Annotated in this window: 17 protein-coding genes; 12 read left to right on the top strand and 5 right to left on the bottom strand. The window is 59.8% G+C overall.

Going from position 1 to position 17787, the window contains the following annotated elements:
- Positions 1-50: 50 nt before the first annotated feature.
- The 3 genes from QP324_RS03810 to QP324_RS03820 all read left to right on the top strand — a co-directional run bounded on the left by QP324_RS03810 (position 51) and on the right by QP324_RS03820 (position 2446).
- A complete protein-coding gene (locus tag QP324_RS03810) occupies positions 51-1517 on the top strand; it encodes a S1C family serine protease (protein WP_284814564.1) in 1467 nt (488 codons plus the stop codon).
- An 85-nt stretch (positions 1518-1602) separates the two neighbouring features.
- A complete protein-coding gene (locus tag QP324_RS03815; RefSeq protein WP_284766852.1) occupies positions 1603-2211 on the top strand; it encodes a molybdenum cofactor biosynthesis protein B in 609 nt (202 codons plus the stop codon).
- 16 nt (positions 2212-2227) lie between these two features.
- Positions 2228-2446 carry a hypothetical protein gene (locus QP324_RS03820; protein ID WP_284814566.1) on the top strand — a complete coding sequence of 73 codons (219 nt, stop codon included), beginning with the start codon at positions 2228-2230 and terminating at the stop codon, positions 2444-2446.
- Positions 2447-2556: 110 nt separating this feature from the next.
- Here QP324_RS03820 and mscL read toward each other — a convergent pair whose 3' ends face one another.
- From mscL to QP324_RS03835, 3 genes are all read right to left on the bottom strand, one after another.
- Positions 2557-3048 carry a large conductance mechanosensitive channel protein MscL gene (mscL, locus tag QP324_RS03825; RefSeq protein ID WP_284814665.1) on the bottom strand — a complete coding sequence of 164 codons (492 nt, stop codon included), beginning with the start codon at positions 3046-3048 and terminating at the stop codon, positions 2557-2559.
- Between the two features lie 111 nt (positions 3049-3159).
- Positions 3160-3861 carry an SAF domain-containing protein gene (locus QP324_RS03830; RefSeq protein ID WP_284814568.1) on the bottom strand — a complete coding sequence of 234 codons (702 nt, stop codon included), beginning with the start codon at positions 3859-3861 and terminating at the stop codon, positions 3160-3162.
- Positions 3862-3909: 48 nt separating this feature from the next.
- Positions 3910-4485: a 5-formyltetrahydrofolate cyclo-ligase gene (locus tag QP324_RS03835; RefSeq protein WP_284814570.1), complete on the bottom strand. Its 576-nt coding sequence runs from the start codon at positions 4483-4485 to the stop codon at positions 3910-3912.
- Positions 4486-4552: 67 nt separating this feature from the next.
- Between QP324_RS03835 and QP324_RS03840 the strand changes: the two genes are divergently transcribed.
- From QP324_RS03840 to glpR, 4 genes are all read left to right on the top strand, one after another.
- The gene (locus QP324_RS03840) at positions 4553-5479 is read left to right on the top strand and encodes a UTP--glucose-1-phosphate uridylyltransferase (RefSeq protein ID WP_284814572.1); all 927 of its coding nucleotides are present in this window, start codon (positions 4553-4555) and stop codon (positions 5477-5479) included.
- A 55-nt stretch (positions 5480-5534) separates the two neighbouring features.
- Complete coding sequence (gene glp / locus QP324_RS03845; RefSeq protein WP_005329134.1) at positions 5535-6845, top strand: gephyrin-like molybdotransferase Glp; 1311 nt, start codon at positions 5535-5537, stop codon at positions 6843-6845.
- Positions 6845-7555, top strand: coding sequence for a GNAT family N-acetyltransferase (locus tag QP324_RS03850; protein WP_239279246.1), 711 nt, complete (start codon positions 6845-6847; stop codon positions 7553-7555). The genes glp and QP324_RS03850 overlap by 1 nt, the downstream gene beginning before the upstream one ends.
- Before the next feature lie 143 nt (positions 7556-7698).
- Positions 7699-9096, top strand: a complete 1398-nt coding sequence (gene glpR, locus QP324_RS03855) for a gephyrin-like molybdotransferase receptor GlpR (protein WP_284814574.1) — start codon at positions 7699-7701, stop codon at positions 9094-9096.
- Positions 9097-9110: 14 nt separating this feature from the next.
- Here the strand turns inward: glpR and QP324_RS03860 are convergent, their stop codons facing one another.
- Positions 9111-9827 (bottom strand): DNA-3-methyladenine glycosylase I, encoded by a 717-nt coding sequence (locus QP324_RS03860; protein ID WP_284814575.1) that lies wholly within the window; start codon positions 9825-9827, stop codon positions 9111-9113.
- Between the two features lie 156 nt (positions 9828-9983).
- Between QP324_RS03860 and QP324_RS03865 the strand changes: the two genes are divergently transcribed.
- Positions 9984-10397: a DoxX family protein gene (locus QP324_RS03865; RefSeq protein WP_049379053.1), complete on the top strand. Its 414-nt coding sequence runs from the start codon at positions 9984-9986 to the stop codon at positions 10395-10397.
- Positions 10384-11085: a zf-HC2 domain-containing protein gene (locus QP324_RS03870; RefSeq protein ID WP_284814576.1), complete on the top strand. Its 702-nt coding sequence runs from the start codon at positions 10384-10386 to the stop codon at positions 11083-11085. Before QP324_RS03865 ends, QP324_RS03870 begins: the two co-directional genes overlap by 14 nt.
- A 17-nt stretch (positions 11086-11102) precedes the next feature.
- Here the strand turns inward: QP324_RS03870 and QP324_RS03875 are convergent, their stop codons facing one another.
- Positions 11103-12722 (bottom strand): dolichyl-phosphate-mannose--protein mannosyltransferase, encoded by a 1620-nt coding sequence (locus QP324_RS03875; protein ID WP_198492750.1) that lies wholly within the window; start codon positions 12720-12722, stop codon positions 11103-11105.
- A 24-nt stretch (positions 12723-12746) separates the two neighbouring features.
- Between QP324_RS03875 and rsmI the strand changes: the two genes are divergently transcribed.
- From rsmI to metG, 3 genes are all read left to right on the top strand, one after another.
- Positions 12747-13601, top strand: a complete 855-nt coding sequence (gene rsmI / locus QP324_RS03880) for a 16S rRNA (cytidine(1402)-2'-O)-methyltransferase (protein WP_284766860.1) — start codon at positions 12747-12749, stop codon at positions 13599-13601.
- A gap of 247 nt (positions 13602-13848) precedes the next feature.
- On the top strand, positions 13849-15705 hold the full coding sequence (locus tag QP324_RS03885; RefSeq protein WP_284814578.1) for a BCCT family transporter: 1857 nt from the start codon (positions 13849-13851) through the stop codon (positions 15703-15705).
- Between the two features lie 152 nt (positions 15706-15857).
- On the top strand, positions 15858-17690 hold the full coding sequence (metG, locus tag QP324_RS03890) for a methionine--tRNA ligase (RefSeq protein WP_284814579.1): 1833 nt from the start codon (positions 15858-15860) through the stop codon (positions 17688-17690).
- Positions 17691-17787: the final 97 nt, after the last annotated feature.

The following is a 17787-nucleotide window of genomic DNA, read 5'->3' on the forward strand; positions in this document are numbered from 1 at the left end:
TGGCAGATCAGTTTCAGTCTTGACCAAGCGAAATGAGGCATAGTTTTCTCATGAACATGAGGAATGACGATTACCGCGCCTTTGATGGAAACTCTCCAGAAGGAGAATCCCAGGAAGGTCTGGGTAGGGCCGAACCGATTCAGCGGGGTCCGAACTTTGGGGAGACCGGAGAGCCGGATGCGGGTGCCGGAAATGCTGGCCCCTACAGCGTTGGCACTGGTCCTTATGGTGGCGTTGGTGCGCAGGCGTATGAGGTCGGTTCCTATTCGCAGGGGTGGAATCAGCCGCGCGGCGGTGCTGAAGGCGATGACCCGCGAACGCTAGGTTCGCTGGGGGCCTATCCGAATGCCCCACAGGCCCAAAGCTTTAGCGGTCAGGGGCAGGAAGGCCCGATGGTCACTCCTCTGCCCCCGCAGCCGGAGCAAAAGAAGAAAATCGGCTTGGGTGCCGCCACCGCTTTGGCGGCCGTAGCCTCCATCGCAGCGGGCTCGATTGCCGGCGCTGTTGTTGGCTGGACTTCCGGGGGAGGCAATAACGATACCTCCGTGGTCAATGAAGCCCTCAAAGCAGAGCCGGCCAACAATAGCACCGGTAAGGAACCGGAACAGGGTTCCGTTGAAGAAGTTGCCTCTAAGGTTTTGCCGGCGGTGGTTTCTATCCAGACGATGACTCGGACTGGTGGGGCTGAAGGCTCCGGTTCTGTCATCTCCCCAGATGGTTATGTACTGACCAACCACCACGTGGTTGCCGGTGCTGAGCACGGTGGCATGATGCAGGTGACCATGAATGACGGCAGTAAGCATGATGCTGAGGTGGTGGCCTCGGATGCGAATACGGACGTTGCCATCGTGAAAATCAAGGACGTCAAGGACCTGCCCTTCTTGCAATTCGGTGACTCCGATTCCGTTGCTGTGGGCCAAGAGGTAGTGGCCGTGGGCTCTCCTTTGGGGCTAAACGCGACCGTGACCTCCGGTATCGTATCGGCAAAGAACCGTCCCGTTCGCGCTTCCCAGGAAGGCGGCGAGTCTTCATTGATTGACGCCATTCAGACCGATGCCGCAGTAAACCCTGGCAACTCGGGCGGCCCGCTGGTGGATCGAGACGGCAATATCGTGGGCATGAACTCCATGATTGCTTCGCTGTCTAATAGTTCCTCCGGCGAGGGCGGCTCCATTGGCTTGGGCTTTGCCATTCCATCCAACTTTGCCAAGCGCATGGCAGATGAGCTCATTAACGACGGCAAAGTTTCTCACCCGACCCTTGGCGTGAAGGTGCTAGCGCGCGACGACGGCAATGGTGCCCGCATCGCCGAGGTAGAGCCGGGTGGCCCAGCAGATGAGGCGGGCTTGAAGGATGGCGATATTGTCACCCGCGTCAACGATCGCCTGATCGAAAACGCTGATGCGCTCATCGCGGCGGCGCGATCGCAAGACTTTGGCGCGACGGTGACCTTGGAGGTTACCCGCGAAGACTCGGAAGAAAGCCGTCAGGTAGAGGTAACCCTCTCAGGCGAGTAAATTACTGTGCAAGACCTCATTAGGTGCTGAATGCGCCATACCTCACCCCGCCACAAGGCCGCAATGCCTTAACTTAAGGAGAAAAATGCCAGATTCGCAGCACGATGTGACCGACTCCGCGCAGCCCGATGGCGCGACTAAGCGCGATTCCTTGATGGATGTTGCCGAACCCGATGATGCCTTCTTGCTGGCAAGCGAGCAGGAGGATAGCCTTGCTGCCCCGCGCCGCGGGCTCATCGTTATTGTCACCGATCATCCTGGTGAGCAATCCGATAGCACTTCTCAGCTGGTAAGTGAGTTGCTTGCGGAGGCCAATTTCCGTGTTGATGGCGCCATCGTGGTGCGTTCCAAAAAATCCAAGATCCGTCAGGCAATTGAGACCGCCGTGGTCGGTGGCGTGGACGTGGTCCTCACCGTGGGCGGCACCGGTGTCGGTCCACGCGATAAGACTCCGGAGGCTACCCGGTCTGTCATCGACAAGATGGTGCCGGGCGTGGCCCAGGCTTTGCGTTCTTCTGGCCAAGCCTGTGGCGCGGTGGATGCCTGTACGTCCCGCGGTCTATCGGGTGTTTCGGGCTCTACTGTAGTGGTCAACCTTGCCTCGTCGCGCGCTGCCATCCGCGACGGCATGGCTACCTTGGCGCCTCTGGTTCACCACCTCATTGACCAGCTGCAGCAGTCTAGTGTCCAGTAACTGCAGGGTATTTTCTATGACGTCGCGGAGAAACCGCCGGCGGGTATTCCGCCAATCGGATGCTGCCGGCTATGACCGTAGTGCTGATAAGCCCGGCGCACCCGCTTCCCACGGTGTTGATGAAGAGAGAATCGTTACTGTCGATGACGCGGATTCGGTGGCGGCAGAGGGGGAGTCCGGTCAGCGTGATGAGCAATTCTACCGAGAAAACCAGCCCCCACACTACGGCGGCTAGTGCCTAAAACAGGATGCAGGTCTGCAGTCACAGAGGTACCTAAAAGCCCGCGGTTTCGCTTCCGAAGAAGTGAAACCGCGGGCTCTGCGCTGTATATGCAGCGAAGGGAACTAGGCCTGGTGACGGCCGCCGCCGGTGGAACCGTTATCGGCGTCGGTAGCGCCGTGGGCGGAACCGTCAATGCCGGTACCCGGGATGTCCTTATCGGAGACGTTTTGGGCCTCGAGCAGGTCGCGGATTTCCGCGAGCAGTTCCTCGGAGGTTGGTGCCGGAGCCTCAGGGTCCACACCGTGGCGGCGCTTCGCAGCTTCGGTGAGCTTGTTGAGCGGCATGACGATGAGGAAGTAGACCACGGCGGCGATGATGAGGAAGTTAATCGCTGCAGTGATTACTGCGCCGAAGTCCACGAAGGTGTTCTTGTTGTCGGTGATTTGGAAGCCCAATCCGTCCACCTCAGCAGAGCCAAGGGAATTGATGATCGGCTGGATGATCGAGTCAGTAACGGCGGTGACGATTGCGGTGAAGGCGGAGCCGATGATGACCGCGGTGGCAAGTTCGATGACGTTGCCACGCATAATAAAGTCTTTGAAACCCTTGAGCATAGTGATATGCACGAACCTTTCTGGGAATAACTAAGGGTAGTTAGAAACCATGGACATGGCGAAACTTTAGTGCAGCTGTTAACCAACCACAACTGTTGTGGCTGAAATGGTCTAGCGTTGTTGCGGGTGAGCGCGGTCACCAACAATGACCACCGTGAGTGGTTGGCTTAGCGACGCCGCGGCTACATCATTGGCGTGGTCATGGGGCAGCGCGAGCAAAACAGTAGAGGAAGAGGCCTCGCCCTCGGAACTAGAGGTCGACACCACGCGCCCGCCGGTGGCGATAACGCGCGCGGTGGGCGTTGTGGGAGCCGACCCCTCTTCGGCCGGGGAGGATGCGGCGTCGACGGCGGTTACCACGTCCACGGTATCGCCATGGTGTAGGTGGGGGATGATATCTGGCTCGGCGAGCTTCACCGGGATCATCCGCGCAGACGCGGCGTCGGAGCCGCTAACCAAGCTGGAGACGAGGTCTTCTCCCAAAAGGCGAGCATCGGTAATCACTTCGCCCTTGCCGGCTGCCGCGGTAATGACCCGGCCGCTCAGCTCTTCTGGCTCTGCAGCTACCGCCGAATCGGGGATGGAGGAGGTAGGAAGGCGGGCTAGGTCGACGTCGGCAAGCGCCAGCTCCGCCCCTGCCGGCAGATCGCGGCTAAAGACGGGCACGCGCGGTAACTCCTTGGCCGCCGAAAGAGCCGAAGCCAGCGCGGCAATAAGAAGGGCCACCGCAATGGCGCGGCGCACTACAACGCCGCGGCGGTGGCCAGGAGTACGAAGGGTGGAAATGAGGCGGGGCATACGTGAAGTGGGCATACTCTTTTAGACTGCCCGAAACCGCGCATGGTTCCCGCACCCTGAAAACTAGAAGCGGGTAATGCCCTCTGCGGTGACGGCGGCATCAACCTTGCGGTCATGATCCTCGGTAGGCAGCTCGTCTACAAACTCGGAGGGGTAGACCATGGCGAAAACCGGCGGCTTGCCGTGGGGAAGCGGTTCTAGCGCGCGGTCATAGTAGCCGCCGCCCTTGCCCATGCGGTTGCCCTTGGCATCCACCGCCATGGCGGGGGCGAGCACTAGATCACACTCAGCCAGCACGCTGCTATCAAAGCTTGGGCCCTGGGGCTCATTCAACCCCAGTGGGCTGGTGTGCATTGTTTCCTTGCCGCGGTATTCGGCAAAGGTCAAGGTGCCATTCTCGCCGGAAATTGGCAGGAGGACGCGGGAGACATGGGACTTGAGCCACGGCACAAAGTCCGCACCACCGGGCTCAGAGCCCAAGGGCCAGTAGGCGGCCACGGTCATGGACTCGGTGAGCTCGGATTCGAGATGCTTGCGCACGGCGGCGGTAAAAGCATCGTGGTCCTCGGAGGAAAGTTCGCGGCGGGCCTGGACCAAGCGGGCGCGCAGCTCGTTTTTGGCGGTGATGGAAGAGGTCATAAATAAATCATAACCCCGCGGCGTAGCGGTGCACGGGAAAATAATGTGGCGTTGTACGCTATTGTGCATGGCTATAGAACGCGAAGATTCCGCCCGCGGAATCACCACGGTTGTAGTTCCAGCGGCAGGTATGGGCACCCGATTTTTGCCCGCCACCAAGACGGTTCCCAAGGAACTGCTGCCCGTTGTTGATACTCCCGGCATCGAACTCATCGCAGAGGAGGCAGCGTCTGTCGGCGCGCGCCGCCTTGCGGTGATTACCGCGCCCGATAAGCAAGAAGTCATGCGCCACTTCGAGGCTTTCCCCGAGCTGGTAGAGACCCTCGAATCTCGCGGCAAGGACGAACAGGTGGCCAAGGTCAAGCGCGCCAAGCAGATCATTCACCCCGTTGCGGTGGAGCAGGAAAAGCCGCTGGGATTGGGCCACGCGGTGGGCCTTGCCGAAGAGGTGCTTGAGGAAGACGAGGATTCCTTCGCCGTCATGCTCCCTGATGACATTGTCTTGCCCGCCACCGTCATGGCGGATATGGCGCGTGTGCGTGCGGCATTGGGCGGCAGCGTGCTGTGCGCCTTCGAGGTCCCGCGCGAGCAGACCTACAACTACGGCGTCTTCGACGTGGAGGATACCGATGCCCCTGGCGTGAAGAAGGTCGTGGGCATGGTGGAAAAGCCGGCAGTAGAGGATGCTCCTTCTAACCTCGTGGCCACCGGCCGCTACCTTTTGGACCGCAAGATCTTTGATGCCCTGCGCCGTATTAAGCCGGGCAAGGGCGGCGAGCTGCAGCTTACTGACGCCATCGAGCTCCTCATTGAGGAAGGCGAGCCCGTCCACGTGGTAGTCCACCAAGGAAAGCGCCATGATTTAGGCAATCCCGGCGGCTATATCCCTGCCAACGTGGACTTTGGCCTGCGCGATGAAAAGTATGGTCCCACGCTGTATAAAGCGATTAAGCAAATCATGGCCGAGTATGAGGACGAGCACGGCCTAGCCTAGGGATTTTCCCGGTGGCCAAGGACGTGGAAGCGAAGAAAGGGCGGGCATAGACCTTATGCGTTCAGTTGATGACCAGTTGGCGCTGGTAACGGATGCGGCGACGACGCCGGAGCCGGTGCGCATCGGTATTTCCAACGCGCTGGGTTTGATGTGCGCCGAGCAGGTACAGGCTAACCAGCCCCTGCCAGGCTTCCCGCAGGCGGCGATCGATGGTTACGCGGTGCGCGCCGTGGATATTGGAGGCGAGCGGGGCCTGCGGGTGCGCCGCCACAAGGACCAGGAAGAACAGTCCGCAGAGGGCGAAGAGGATGCGGATTCCCCGCAGCCGGAGGTAGAGCGTTCCTTGCCCGTGGTGGGCGAGGTTCCGGCCGGCTCCAAGCAGCCGCTGCGCCTGCAACCTAAGCAAGCGGTGCGCGTATATACGGGTGCGCCTTTGCCCACGCTTGCCGACGCCGTCCTTCCCCTCGAGTGGACTGACCGCGGCCGCAAGCGCGTTACCGCCCACCGCCCGGTGCGTTCTGGTGACTTTGTGCGCCGAGTGGGCGACGATATTCAGCCTGGCGATGTCGCCGTATCTTCCGGCACCGTCTTGGGGCCTGCCCAGATTGGCCTTCTAGCCGCGGTGGGCCGCTCAAAGGTGCTGGTGTATCCGCGGCCGCGTATTACCATCATTTCCTTTGGCCGCGAGTTGGTTGACTTGGATCAAGAACCGGCACTGGGCCAGGTTTTTGACGTGAACTCTTATTCCTTAGCTGCCGCGGCCCGTGAAGCCGGGGCGGAGGTGCACCGCGTAGGCATTGCCGAGGGCGAGCCGCGCCGCATCCGCGAAGCGTTGGAAAAGCACATTGCCCGCAGCGAGGTGCTGGTAATCTCCGGCGCAGTGGGCGGCGCTGGTGCCGAGGCTATCCGCGAGATCCTCGACGACCTTGGTGATGTCGATACCTCCCGCGTGGCCATGCATCCCGGCTCCGTTCAGGGCTTTGGACTGGTGGGCGAGGAGCGCATTCCTACCTTCTTGCTGCCGTCCAATCCGGTGTCCGCGCTTGTGGTCTTTGAGGTGTATATCCGCCCGCTCATCCGCTTGGCGCTGGGCAAGCGTAATGCGCACCGTCGCGTGGTGCGTGCCCGCGCGTTAAACCACATCGATTCTCGTCCTGGCCGGCGCGGCTTCATCCGTGCTCGTCTGATGCGCGATGCCGAAACCGCGGACTACTTGGTGGAAGGCCTCGGCGGTGCCGCAGGGGCCCCGGCACACCTCTTGGCCGGCCTTTCAGAGGCCAACGCCATGATTCGCGTGCCGGAAGAGGTCACGGAAATCCGCCCGGGCGATGTGGTTGATGTGTTGTTTTTGACCCAGCGCAGCTAATGCTCGATCCTTTCGGCAACGCGGCGGATAGGTTCCGCCATCCTGCTACCGGCCCCACCGATGACATGCATCCTGGGTGGCCGGAATCTACTCCTCTTGTCCAGCTTCCCTCCTCTTCTGTCTTTCCCTCGGGGGCGCGGATGCGTTTGCGCCCCCTGCTGCGTTCCGACGGCCATGAGTGGCGGCGTCAGCGCATCGACGATGAAAGTTTCCTCCGCCCGGTTGAGCCGACCCAAGCCGCACCGTGGGCGGAGGCGCATAGCCAGCAGGCGTGGTGGAATCACCTGATGTACCTGCGCACCGCCGCGCGTGAGGCGCTGGTGGTCCCGCTCGTCATTGAGGTGGAGGGGAAATTCGCGGGGCAGGTGACCCTGGGAAATATTCAGCATGGCAGCATTCGCGATTGCTGGATTGGCTACTGGGTCTATTCCGCGGTTCACGGCGCCGGGGTGGCTACGGCCGCCACCGCCTTGGGCGTGGACCACGCCTTTGGGCGAGTGGGTTTGCACCGCGTGACCGCCACCTATTTGGAGCATAACCCGGCCTCGGGTCGCGTCTTGACCGTCAACGGGTTTCGGCATGAAGGGTATTTGCGGCGCAATTTGCATATCGACGGCGCGTGGCAGGACCACCACTACGTGGCGTTGGTGAAAGAAGACTTTGCCTCTACGGCGGTGGAGCGCCTGCGTCAAGCTGGACGACTGGCGTGAAATAGCTTCCCAAGCGCTGGGAATCCGACCTCAATTTTCACATAAGTCACAACATTGTAATTTGTGCGAATTTGGGGTGCTACGGTGCGGTTTCACCGTTTAAGGTGGAGTAATCATCTGTATTCAAGGGGAAGGTCCTTTTCGTGTCGACAGCTGTGCCGATTATCGCGATCATCGTGGTGTGGCTCTTCGTGCTCGCACCGTGGCTATTGGGTAGGAATAACCGCCCAATGAGCCATACCGGTGAGGCCTTTGAAGATACCCGTGTCCTTTTTGAAGGAGATTCCGGCAAGGTCGCCGGCCGGCGTCGTCCGCGCCTGCGCGCCGGCGACGTCCACCGCCGTGACGATGAGGATGAGGCGGACTACGAAGTCGTCGAGGCCGCAGACGCTGCCGACAGTGAATCCGATAGTAAGGCCACCAAGTCCTCGTCGCGCTCCGTAACTATTGCCGGTGCCGCACGCCGGGCCAAGTCCCAGCCCTTCGGTAGCGGTAGCCGTGCGTTTACTGCAGCATCCGCCTCCACCGCTGGTGAAGAATCCACGCAACAGGCAGAAACCATCGATGGTGAATTGGTGGAAGAAGCGATTGCAGAAGAAGACGAGACTGCAGTCGAGCCACAGGCAGCTGCGGTTCCTGTCTCCCAGCAGGCTGATGCGGACAAGGAAGCCAGCACCGCAGAGGCGGACGATGTCGATGACGTGCTCCTGGAGGACGAGGACGACGCCGCGGACGAGTCCACTAAGGACAAAGCCTCCGATGTTGCCGCCGCCGAGGCTGAGGTCTTTAGCGCCCCAGCTGTCTCTAGCGTGGCGAGCGATGCTTATGCCTATGACGAAACCTATACCTCACCGGTAGACCTCATGTATCCGGGTGCCGTAGACAAGGCCGAGGATAGTGAAAACGACTCCGCAAATTCTGCCAGCGCGGATGATACCGAGCCTGCATCTGCAGAAACGGTGGATACCGAGGGAGCTGAAGAACTCGCTGAGACCGCCGAAGCAGACGACGCCGGCATGGATACCGACCTGTCCGAGGACGAGGTTGAGTTTGCCCAGCGTCGTTTGGGCCGCGGTGGCTGGGATCCGGTGGCGGAAAAGGAAAAGTCTGCAACGCGCTACCAGCGCCGTCAGCGCACCCTGCTGGGGCTGGCCGTGGCTGTGGTACTCACGGTAGCCCTCGGCATCGTGGTCGGTGGTTGGACTTGGTGGTTGGCTGCCGTCGCCGGCGTGCTCACCGTGGCCTACTTGATCGCCCTTCGCTCCCAGGTACGCCAGGAACAGGCACTGATGCGCCGCCGCGTGCGCCACCTGCGCCGCGCCCGCTTGGGCGTGCGCAACGCCGAGGACGAAGAGCTGAAGATTCCGCGTAATCTGCGCCGCCCAGGTGCCGTGGTTGTGGAAATCGACGATGAGAGCCCGGACTTCGTGCACCTTCCGCTGAGCTATAGCGATGGTGAGGACGGCGACTTTGACGGCCCGCACGCCGGGCCCGATGGTTATGGCCGTCGCGATGACCTAGCGGCCCGCCGCGCTGGATAAGCGCGCGAGGCGGACTAGCTAGCAGCGCCGTGGAGGTCGTCGGCGCTCGCTGTCTGCGAGTTCGTGAGCGCGTTGTATTCCTGCGCTAAGCCATAATTCGGCACACCGCTCTCCAGCCATACCCCGGAGGTACCGCGGCGATGGGAGCCGATAAGGTGCGTATCAATCATGCCGATGGCCTCCATGAGCGCGAAACAGGTAACCGGGCCAACGAAGCGAAAGCCCTTCTTCTTAAGCTCGCGGGACATGAGCTTGGACTCGTAGCTCTTTTTCGGAATATCCTCCATCACGGTGGGGTAGAGGTTCTCCGGAGGCTGGTAGGCCCAAATGAACTCCGCCAGCCCGCCTTCCTCGCGCAGAGCGATGGTCGCCTTGGCGTTATTAATCGCGGCGCGGATTTTGGTTTCGTTGCGGATAATGGAGGCGTCGCCAAGCAAACGCTCCACGTCTGCCTCGCCGAATTGGGCGACCTTGTCCGGATCGAAGTTACAAAAGGCCGCGCGAAACGCCTCGCGCTTCTTGAGCACCACAGCCCAGGACAGGCCGGACTGGAAGGACTCGAGGCTCAAACGCTCATAAAGTCCAGCTTCATCGAAAATGGGCAGGCCCCATTCGGTGTCGTAATACTCCTTCAGCATCGGCGAGGACATCGCCCAAGGCGGGCGGCCCAGGCCATCATCGTCATAGACCAAGGTGGTGCGCTCTTCGGACTGCGTAGTTGGTTCGCTCATGGTGTTCTCCTTTTATCTTTTGTGCGTGGTTCCCATTGAAACAGCCCGCGCGGCCGTGGTCTTTTCCTTCCCCCGCCAAAGGGCGAATTTCCCAGGAGTATAGGTGTAGTCCATTGCCTTCGCATCGGGCGAGGGGTTCAGGGTAATCTGTTCAGCATGAATAGACCTGCCGTACGCGATGCCGCACTGCTTATTTTTCGAGCGGTCCTCGGATTAATCTTTATCGCACACGGCGTGGACAAGATGTTTATGACCGGCATGGATGAAACCGTGGGGCAATTTTCCGCTCTAGGGGTGCCACAGCCACAGCTTTCCGGCTATATCGCCGCCATAGGAGAGATGGCCGGAGGTGCATTCCTCGTCGTTGGTCTGCTCACCACCTTTGTCGCCGGGGCACTCGCATTGCTCATGGGGTGTGCCCTGTATTTCGTGCACCTGGGCCACGGTCTATTTGCTGCCGACGGCGGAATCGAATACCCACTGGTATTGCTGTTATCCCTGCTGATGATCGTAATTTTTGGCTCCGGTAGAGCCAGCATGGACGGGGTGCTCAGCAATGTTGACGCATAGCCAGGTTCAGGCGGCAATCTCCGCGCACATGGATGGAGAGCACTCCGACCTGTCCCAGGACGTTATTGATACTCACCTGGAAAGCTGCGCCGAATGCCGCGCATTCCGCGATAAGGCGGCCGCGCTATCGCGTTCATTGAGCTTTGTGGAGCCTGCGGATTCCGGTATGGCGCCTCCTACGGATCTTTCTGATGTCATCTTGGCCGGCGTGGAACCGGAATGGCGGCGTACCTCCAGCGCTCGTCAAGCCAACCTTACGGTTGCTCGTGCCGCCATGGTTCTTATGGGCGTCATCTTTGCGATCTGGGCGGTGGTGCTCATCGTGCACGCCTCCGGGCTCGTACCGTTGGGTGCGGAAGGAAAAGTTCTAGATCCCACTGCGGATCCGGAGCGAGCCAACCTGCTGATGGAGGGCGCGGCAGTGCGCTTTGGCATGGCCTGTGGTCTATTCTTCAGCGCCTGGCGCCCCGCAGCGGTCACCGGACTGCTTCCGGTATCGGCCACGATGTTTGCCTTCGTCTTCGGCTTTGGCATGCGCGATATAGCGCTGGGTACCGTAACCATTGAGCAGGTGTATTTCCTTATCGCCACTGCGCTTGCGACTCTTAGCCTGGCGTGGGCCTGGGCGGCGAAAAGGGGCTACCTGGTGCGCGCGTGGTGGAAGTCTCTTAACGCACAGCCGCAATAAACTTCGTTCAGGCGGGGTTAGGTCCAGCTCGGCAGCCACATCATGGAGTGGTACCAGGAATCTGGAATCTTGTAGCCGTACAAAATGGGGGAGAAGTAGAAGAACATTGCCACTACCAGGGCTAGGTAGAACACGGCGGCGATGGTACCCCAACGTACGGGGCCGCCGGCCAAGTTCTTCAGCCATCCCCACCGCACAGGCCTGCCATGCCCGATGAGCTGGCCTAAAGCTAACGCAATAAGCACGATGACAAAGGGGATAAAAGCCGTGGCGTAGAAGAAGTACATTTGGCGGTCAAAGGCCGCGAGCCAGGGCAAGAAGCCTGCCGCAAAGCCCACCAAGGGGATAAGGAAAGCGCGGTTGCGGCGAATAATGAGCGACCACAGGCCCCACAATACGGCCGGGATGACCAGCCACCAGATGGCTGGGGTGCCAAAGAGGTAGAGCATCTTGCGACATTCGTTACTGCCATCACCGCACTGCAGGTCGGTGGAGGAGTAGTACAAGATGGGGCGGGCGGCCACGAGCCAAGCCCAGGGCTTGGAATCCCACGGGTGATGGTGGCCGCCGGAAGAGGTTAGGCTGGCATGGAATTCCAAGACAGAGGAGTGATAGTAGAACCAGCCGGCCAAGGAATCAGGCAGGTTCAGCAGCCACGATCCATCCTCGATGGTGCCATCCACCTTGGCATGGCGGTACACGGCGGTTTCGGAGGCAAACCAAGCCCGCCAGGTCCAGGCGTAGAGCAGTACCGGCACGAGCACGAGGGAGGCCAAGGCAGCAGGGGTATCGCGCACCAGGGTGCCGAGGATATAGCGGCGTACCCCATAGCGCTTGCGCAAGGCAAGGTCGCTAAAGACGGACATCAGACCAAAGAACATGATGAAGTACAGGCCGGACCACTTCACGCCCAGGGAAAGACCAAGGCAGACACCTGCGAGGAGGCGCCACCAGCGGAATCCAAAGCGCGGGCCAAAGGCGGAAGAGCCCATCCCGCCCTTCAAAAACGCGTTGTGGAGGCGCTCACGCATCTGATTATGATCGCGGGCGAGCGCCCAGGCGGCGGCTACAACGAAAAAGACTTGGAAGATATCCAGCATGCCGAACTTGGAGGAGACCAAGAGCACGCCATCAAATACGGCGATGAGGCCAGCTAGGGTTGCCACCTGCCAGGATAAAGAGACTCGGCGGGCCAGGGACATCGTCAAGAGCACGGTGGCTGCACCGAAGAGGGCCGTCATAAAACGCCAGCCCAGAGGGGAATAACCAAAGATCCATTCGGCAAGTGCCACGATCTGCTTGCCCAGCGGTGGGTGAACCACCAGCCCGTAGCCGGGGTTGGTTTCAATGCCGCCGATAAAAAGGTTATCCCAGCTTCGCACCATGTCCCAGGCTTGGGGAACATAGTGCTTTTCATCAAAGACGGGCGTGCCCTTGGAAACGGGCGCAGTAAGTCCGACAAAACGGGTAATGAGCGCAAGGACGCCGACGACGCTAGTGCTTATCCAGTCAGCCTTGCCCCACTGATAGGCGCGGGGTGCTGGCGGGGCCACGGTGTCGTGCGTGGTGCGCGATGGGGCAGCGGTAGCAATAGTCACTTGGTTGAGTCTAGGCGACAACGTAGCGCGACCGCGCATTAGAGAGTATGGAATGCTAGAGGTATGTCTGTTTTAGGTCTGGATCCACTACCGCGCGGGGTAATTCTCGCCGCCACGCCGCTGGGAAACGTAGGAGATGCCTCCGCGCGTTTAATGCATGCCTTGCAGCATGCGGACGTCATCGCGGCCGAAGATACGCGGCGCGTGCGTAATCTGGCCCAGGCCTTAGGGATCGAGATTTCCGGGCGGGTGGTGTCCAATTTTGATCACAATGAAAAGGACCGAGCCCAGCAGCTTATCGACGCCGCCGCGTCAGGCACCGTCCTCGTCGTCACCGATGCCGGCATGCCGATTATTTCTGATCCAGGCCTGTCCCTTGTGGCCGCGGCGGCCGAGCGCGATATTCCTGTGACCTGTTTTCCCGGCCCGTCCGCAGTGCCGACGGCCCTGGCGCTTTCGGGCCTGGGCGTGGGGCACTTCCTTTTCGACGCCTTTCCTCCTCGCAAGCCCGGTCCCCGCAAGGCCTGGCTGGAATCACTGCGCAACGAAAAGCGAGCCATTGTATTCTTCGAATCTCCTCACCGCGTGGCCGAAACCCTGGCCGAAGCAGCGGAAATTCTCGGCGCCGACCGCCCGGCCGCGGTGTGCAGGGAACTGACCAAGACCTATGAGGAAATCCGCCGCGGGAATTTGGGCGAGCTTGCCGAGTGGGCAGTAGACGGCGCTCGGGGAGAGATCACCGTGGTGATCGAGGGCGGTACGGCCGCTGCCGCTACCGCCGCGGACTTGGTGCCCAAGGCGCTCGAGCTAGCGGAGGCAGGGATGCGGCTGAAGGACGCGTGCAAGCAGGTTGCCAAAGGCACCGAGGTCTCTAATCGCGAGCTTTATGATGCCGCTTTAGCAGCCCGCAAGGACTAGTCCCTACCGCCTATTCGATTACGTCACACCCCGTAGCGCGCGTAGATGGCTTCACTAACGGGGGCTTTGTAATTGAATTGTTATAGTGCTCGGGCGTGTGGGCGGCTTAAAGCGGTATTTACATGGGGAAACGAAGCGTAAAATCCCTTCAAATTATCGTGGAAAATCCCTGGGAAACGGTGTTGAGCAGCGAAGTTTCTACGTGCTTCGTTTGATAATTGAGTAGTTCCGCACCACTGTATAGCTCATGACAAACTCGGAAAATATGGGCACAGGCGTGCCAGAAGAAGGAAAGAAACCGGTCGGCGCACAGGCGCAGCCGGCTTCTGCTTCTTCGAGCGGTCAGCCTATTGAGAATTATCAGACTGTAGACGAACAGCTGGATGCACAATCTGCCACCGGCCAGCTTCAGGATATGATTCACTCCGATGGTTTCCACCCGGAGCGCTATGACGATCCTGAGGTGGAAGTCGCAGCGGATCGTGACAATATGCCAATCGATTGGTCCATCGTGGGCATCGCCGGTGTTCTGGTCGCCGCGATCGTTGTGTGGGGCCTGGCCGCCCCGGATAACTTTGCCAACTTCTCTTCTTCGGCCCTGACCTGGGTCGTGGACAACTTCGGTTGGGCCTATATCCTCTTCGGCACCGTCTTTGTGGTGTTCGTTGTCTTTATTGCCGCCTCCAAGTTCGGCTCCATCAAGTTGGGCCGCATTAATGAGGAGCCGGAATTTTCCACACCATCGTGGATTGCCATGATGTTCGCCGCCGGCATGGGTATTGGCCTGATGTTCTACGGCGCTTCCGAGCCGCTGGCTAACTACCGTGACGGCACCCCGGGCGAGGGAACTGGCAACGTTGGATCATCCATGGCCTATGCCATGTTCCACTGGACGCTGCACCCCTGGGCGGTCTACGCCATTGTTGGCTTGGCCATCGCGTACTCCACCTTCCGCATTGGCCGCAGGCAGCTGTTGAGCCAGGCCTTCGTGCCGCTCATCGGCGAGCGTAACGCTAACGGCGCGGTAGGCAAGTTCATCGATATCCTGTCTATCTTCGCTACCGTCTTCGGTACCGCCTGCTCTTTGGGCTTGGGTGCCCTGCAGATTCAGGCCGGCTTGAAGGCATCCGGAATCATCGATAACCCCACCAATTCCGTGGTTATCGGCATCGTGCTGGTCCTTACCCTCGCATTCCTCCTGTCCGCGATGTCCGGTGTGGGCAAGGGTATTCAGTACATTTCCAATGCGAATATGGTCCTTGCCGCAGTGCTGGCGATCTTCGTGTTCATCTTGGGCCCGACCGTTACCATCCTCAACCAGATTCCTGGCTCCATTGGTAACTACCTCAACTACTTCACCGAGATGATCGGCCGCACCGCCGAGTCCGAAAACGGTACCGCCGGTGAGTGGCTGTCCGGCTACACCATCTTCTACTGGGCATGGTGGGTTTCCTGGTCCCCATTCGTGGGCATGTTCCTGGCACGCATCTCCCGTGGCCGTTCCGTCCGCGAGTTCTGCCTGGGCGTCCTGCTCATCCCAGCCGGCGTATCCACCCTGTGGTTCGCTATCTTCGGCGGCACTGCTATCCACATGGAGCAAAACGGCGAATCCATTACCGGCGAGTCGGCTGAGGAAGAGCTGTTTAATCTCCTGCAGTCCATGCCCGGTGGCTTCGTTGCCGGTATTGTTGCAGCGGTCCTTCTGGCTACCTTCTTCGTCACCTCTGCAGACTCTGCGTCCACGGTTATGGGCTCTATGTCCCAAAATGGTGCTTCTACCGCTAAGCCGTGGCTATCCGCGGCATGGGGCGCACTGACTGCCTTGGTAGGCCTGACCCTGCTCTTGGCTAATGAAGACGCGCTGTCTAACCTGCAGAACGTCACCATCGTCGCTGCACTGCCGTTCCTGTTCATTGTCGTTGGCCTGATGTTCGCCATCTACAAGGCTCTGAGCGAGGATGTTATTTACCTCGAGTACCGCGAGGCACAGCAGTTCCAGCGCAAGATGGCTCGCGAGCGCCGCCTGCACCGCGAATACCAGCGCACGCAGGTACTTAAGAAGCGCCGCAACGAGCGTCTGAAGCACCCGATGAAGCGCAAGTAATTCGCGTCCTTTGCGGTTGCTTTCATAGCGCCCATCGTTTCCTCAGCAGTGGGGAAGCGGTGGGCGCTTTGTTCTGAAAATGCGGTTCACCTGCGGGGTAATTGTCTGCCCTAATCGTGTGGGCACGAGCTGGCTTCGATACAGTAGAACCCATGACTGAGTCTGTAGTAGTAAATGTTGCCTGGCCCTATGCCAACGGCCCGCGCCACATCGGCCATGTGGCCGGCTTTGGTGTTCCTTCTGACGTCTTCGCACGTTTCCAGCGAATGCGTGGCCGCAACGTACTCATGGTCTCCGGTACGGACGAGCACGGCACTCCGCTATTGGTTCAAGCGGACAAAGAAGGCGTGTCCGTTCGCGAGCTCGCAGACCGCTACAACCGCCAGATCGTCACTGACCTAGCCAACCTCGGCCTGTCCTACGATCTCTTTACTCGGACCACCACCCGTAACCACTACTCCGTGGTACAGGAACTCTTCAAGGGCCTGTATGCCAATGGCTACATGCTCAAAGAGACCACCCAGGGTGCTATTTCGCCGTCTACCGGGCGCACCCTGCCGGACCGCTATATTGAGGGCACCTGCCCCATCTGCGGCGCGGATGGCGCCCGCGGTGACCAGTGCGATGAGTGTGGCAACCAGCTCGACCCGGTGGACCTGATTAACCCCGTATCCAAGATCAACGGCGAGACCCCGAAGTTCATTGAAACCGAGCACTTCCTACTGGATCTGCCCTCCATCAAGGATGAGCTGCACAAGTGGCTGTCCACCCGTGAGGACTGGCGCCCGAACGTCTTGAAGTTCTCCCTGAACCTGCTGGAGGATATGCGCCCGCGCACCATGACGCGCGATATTGACTGGGGCATCCCGATCCCCGTCGAGGGCTGGCAGGACAATAACGCCAAAAAGCTCTACGTGTGGTTCGATGCGGTCATCGGTTACCTGTCTTCCTCTATCGAGTGGGCATACCGCACTGGTCAGCCTGAAGCCTGGAAGGACTTCTGGCAGAACCCGGAGACCCGCCACTATTACTTCCAAGGCAAGGACAACATCACCTTCCACTCCCAGATCTGGCCCGCCGAGCTTTTGGGCTATGCCGGCAAGGGCAACAAGGGCGGTGAGCTTCACCAGTACGGCGAGCTGAACTTGCCAACGGAAATTGTCTCCTCTGAGTACTTGACCATGTCCGGCTCCAAGTTCTCTTCGTCCAAGGGCGTTGTCATCTATGTCAAGGATTTCTTGGCGGAGTTTGGCCCAGATGCCCTGCGCTACTTCATCGCCGTGGCTGGTCCGGAAAATAACGACACGGACTTTACCTGGGATGAATTTGTCCGCCGTATCAATAATGAGCTGGCCAATGGCTGGGGCAACCTGGTTAACCGCACCGTTTCTATGGCGTTTAAGAACTTCGGTGAGGTTCCAGCACCAGCAGCGCTGGAAGAAAAGGATAAGGAAATCCTGCAGCTGGCGGAAGAGACCTTCGAGACCGCCGGTTCTTTGCTGGAACAGTCCAAGTTCAAGCAGGCGATTACCGCTATCATGCACGTCGTCGGCGAAGCCAACGCTTATATTGCAGACCAAGAGCCATGGAAGTTGGCTAAGGATGAGACCCAGCGCGAGCGCCTAGCTACCGTGCTGTGGACTGCTCTCCAGGTGGTTTCTGACTGCAATGTCATGCTCACGCCGTACCTGCCGTTTACCGCGCAAAAGGTCCATGAAACCTTGGGCCGCAGCGGTGTGTGGGCAGCCCAGCCGGAGGTCCATGATGTCAAGGACGATATCCCGGTAGAGCTCGTTGGTGCTGGCTTGCCGCCAGAGGGTCATGAGTATCCGGTCATCATGGGTGACTACACTCAGCAGCAGGCAAAGTGGGAGCGCATCCAGGTAGAGCCGGGCACTGCCTTGGCCAAGCCGAAGCCGCTCATCTCTAAGCTCGACCCAGAGTTGGGCGAGACAGGCCCAGAGTGGGCGCCTGTTACTAAGTAACAGCACCTAAAACGGCCGCGTTATTGTCTCTTTTCAACAAAGAAAAGGGCATAACGCGGCCATTTCTGCATTCCGGTCAAGAAAAGGAGCACGAAAT

The sequence above is a fragment of the Corynebacterium sp. UMB0012 genome, from assembly GCF_030216265.1.
Classification (GTDB): Bacteria; Actinomycetota; Actinomycetes; order Mycobacteriales; family Mycobacteriaceae; genus Corynebacterium.

Excerpts from the sequence above, each read along its gene's own strand:
- glp (WP_005329134.1), top strand. The coding sequence starts at position 5,535 with ATGCGTTCAGTTGATGACCAGTTGGCGCTGGTAACGGATGCGGCGACG.
- QP324_RS03815 (WP_284766852.1), top strand. The coding sequence starts at position 1,603 with ATGCCAGATTCGCAGCACGATGTGACCGACTCCGCGCAGCCCGATGGC.
- metG (WP_284814579.1), top strand. The coding sequence starts at position 15,858 with ATGACTGAGTCTGTAGTAGTAAATGTTGCCTGGCCCTATGCCAACGGC.
- QP324_RS03835 (WP_284814570.1), bottom strand. The coding sequence starts at position 4,485 with ATGACCTCTTCCATCACCGCCAAAAACGAGCTGCGCGCCCGCTTGGTC.
- QP324_RS03875 (WP_198492750.1), bottom strand. The coding sequence starts at position 12,722 with ATGCGCGGTCGCGCTACGTTGTCGCCTAGACTCAACCAAGTGACTATT.
- QP324_RS03820 (WP_284814566.1), top strand. The coding sequence starts at position 2,228 with ATGACGTCGCGGAGAAACCGCCGGCGGGTATTCCGCCAATCGGATGCT.
- QP324_RS03850 (WP_239279246.1), top strand. The coding sequence starts at position 6,845 with ATGCTCGATCCTTTCGGCAACGCGGCGGATAGGTTCCGCCATCCTGCT.
- QP324_RS03830 (WP_284814568.1), bottom strand. The coding sequence starts at position 3,861 with ATGCCCACTTCACGTATGCCCCGCCTCATTTCCACCCTTCGTACTCCT.
- QP324_RS03885 (WP_284814578.1), top strand. The coding sequence starts at position 13,849 with ATGACAAACTCGGAAAATATGGGCACAGGCGTGCCAGAAGAAGGAAAG.
- QP324_RS03840 (WP_284814572.1), top strand. The coding sequence starts at position 4,553 with ATGGCTATAGAACGCGAAGATTCCGCCCGCGGAATCACCACGGTTGTA.
- mscL (WP_284814665.1), bottom strand. The coding sequence starts at position 3,048 with ATGCTCAAGGGTTTCAAAGACTTTATTATGCGTGGCAACGTCATCGAA.
- QP324_RS03860 (WP_284814575.1), bottom strand. The coding sequence starts at position 9,827 with ATGAGCGAACCAACTACGCAGTCCGAAGAGCGCACCACCTTGGTCTAT.
- QP324_RS03870 (WP_284814576.1), top strand. The coding sequence starts at position 10,384 with ATGTTGACGCATAGCCAGGTTCAGGCGGCAATCTCCGCGCACATGGAT.
- QP324_RS03810 (WP_284814564.1), top strand. The coding sequence starts at position 51 with ATGAACATGAGGAATGACGATTACCGCGCCTTTGATGGAAACTCTCCA.
- rsmI (WP_284766860.1), top strand. The coding sequence starts at position 12,747 with ATGTCTGTTTTAGGTCTGGATCCACTACCGCGCGGGGTAATTCTCGCC.
- QP324_RS03865 (WP_049379053.1), top strand. The coding sequence starts at position 9,984 with ATGAATAGACCTGCCGTACGCGATGCCGCACTGCTTATTTTTCGAGCG.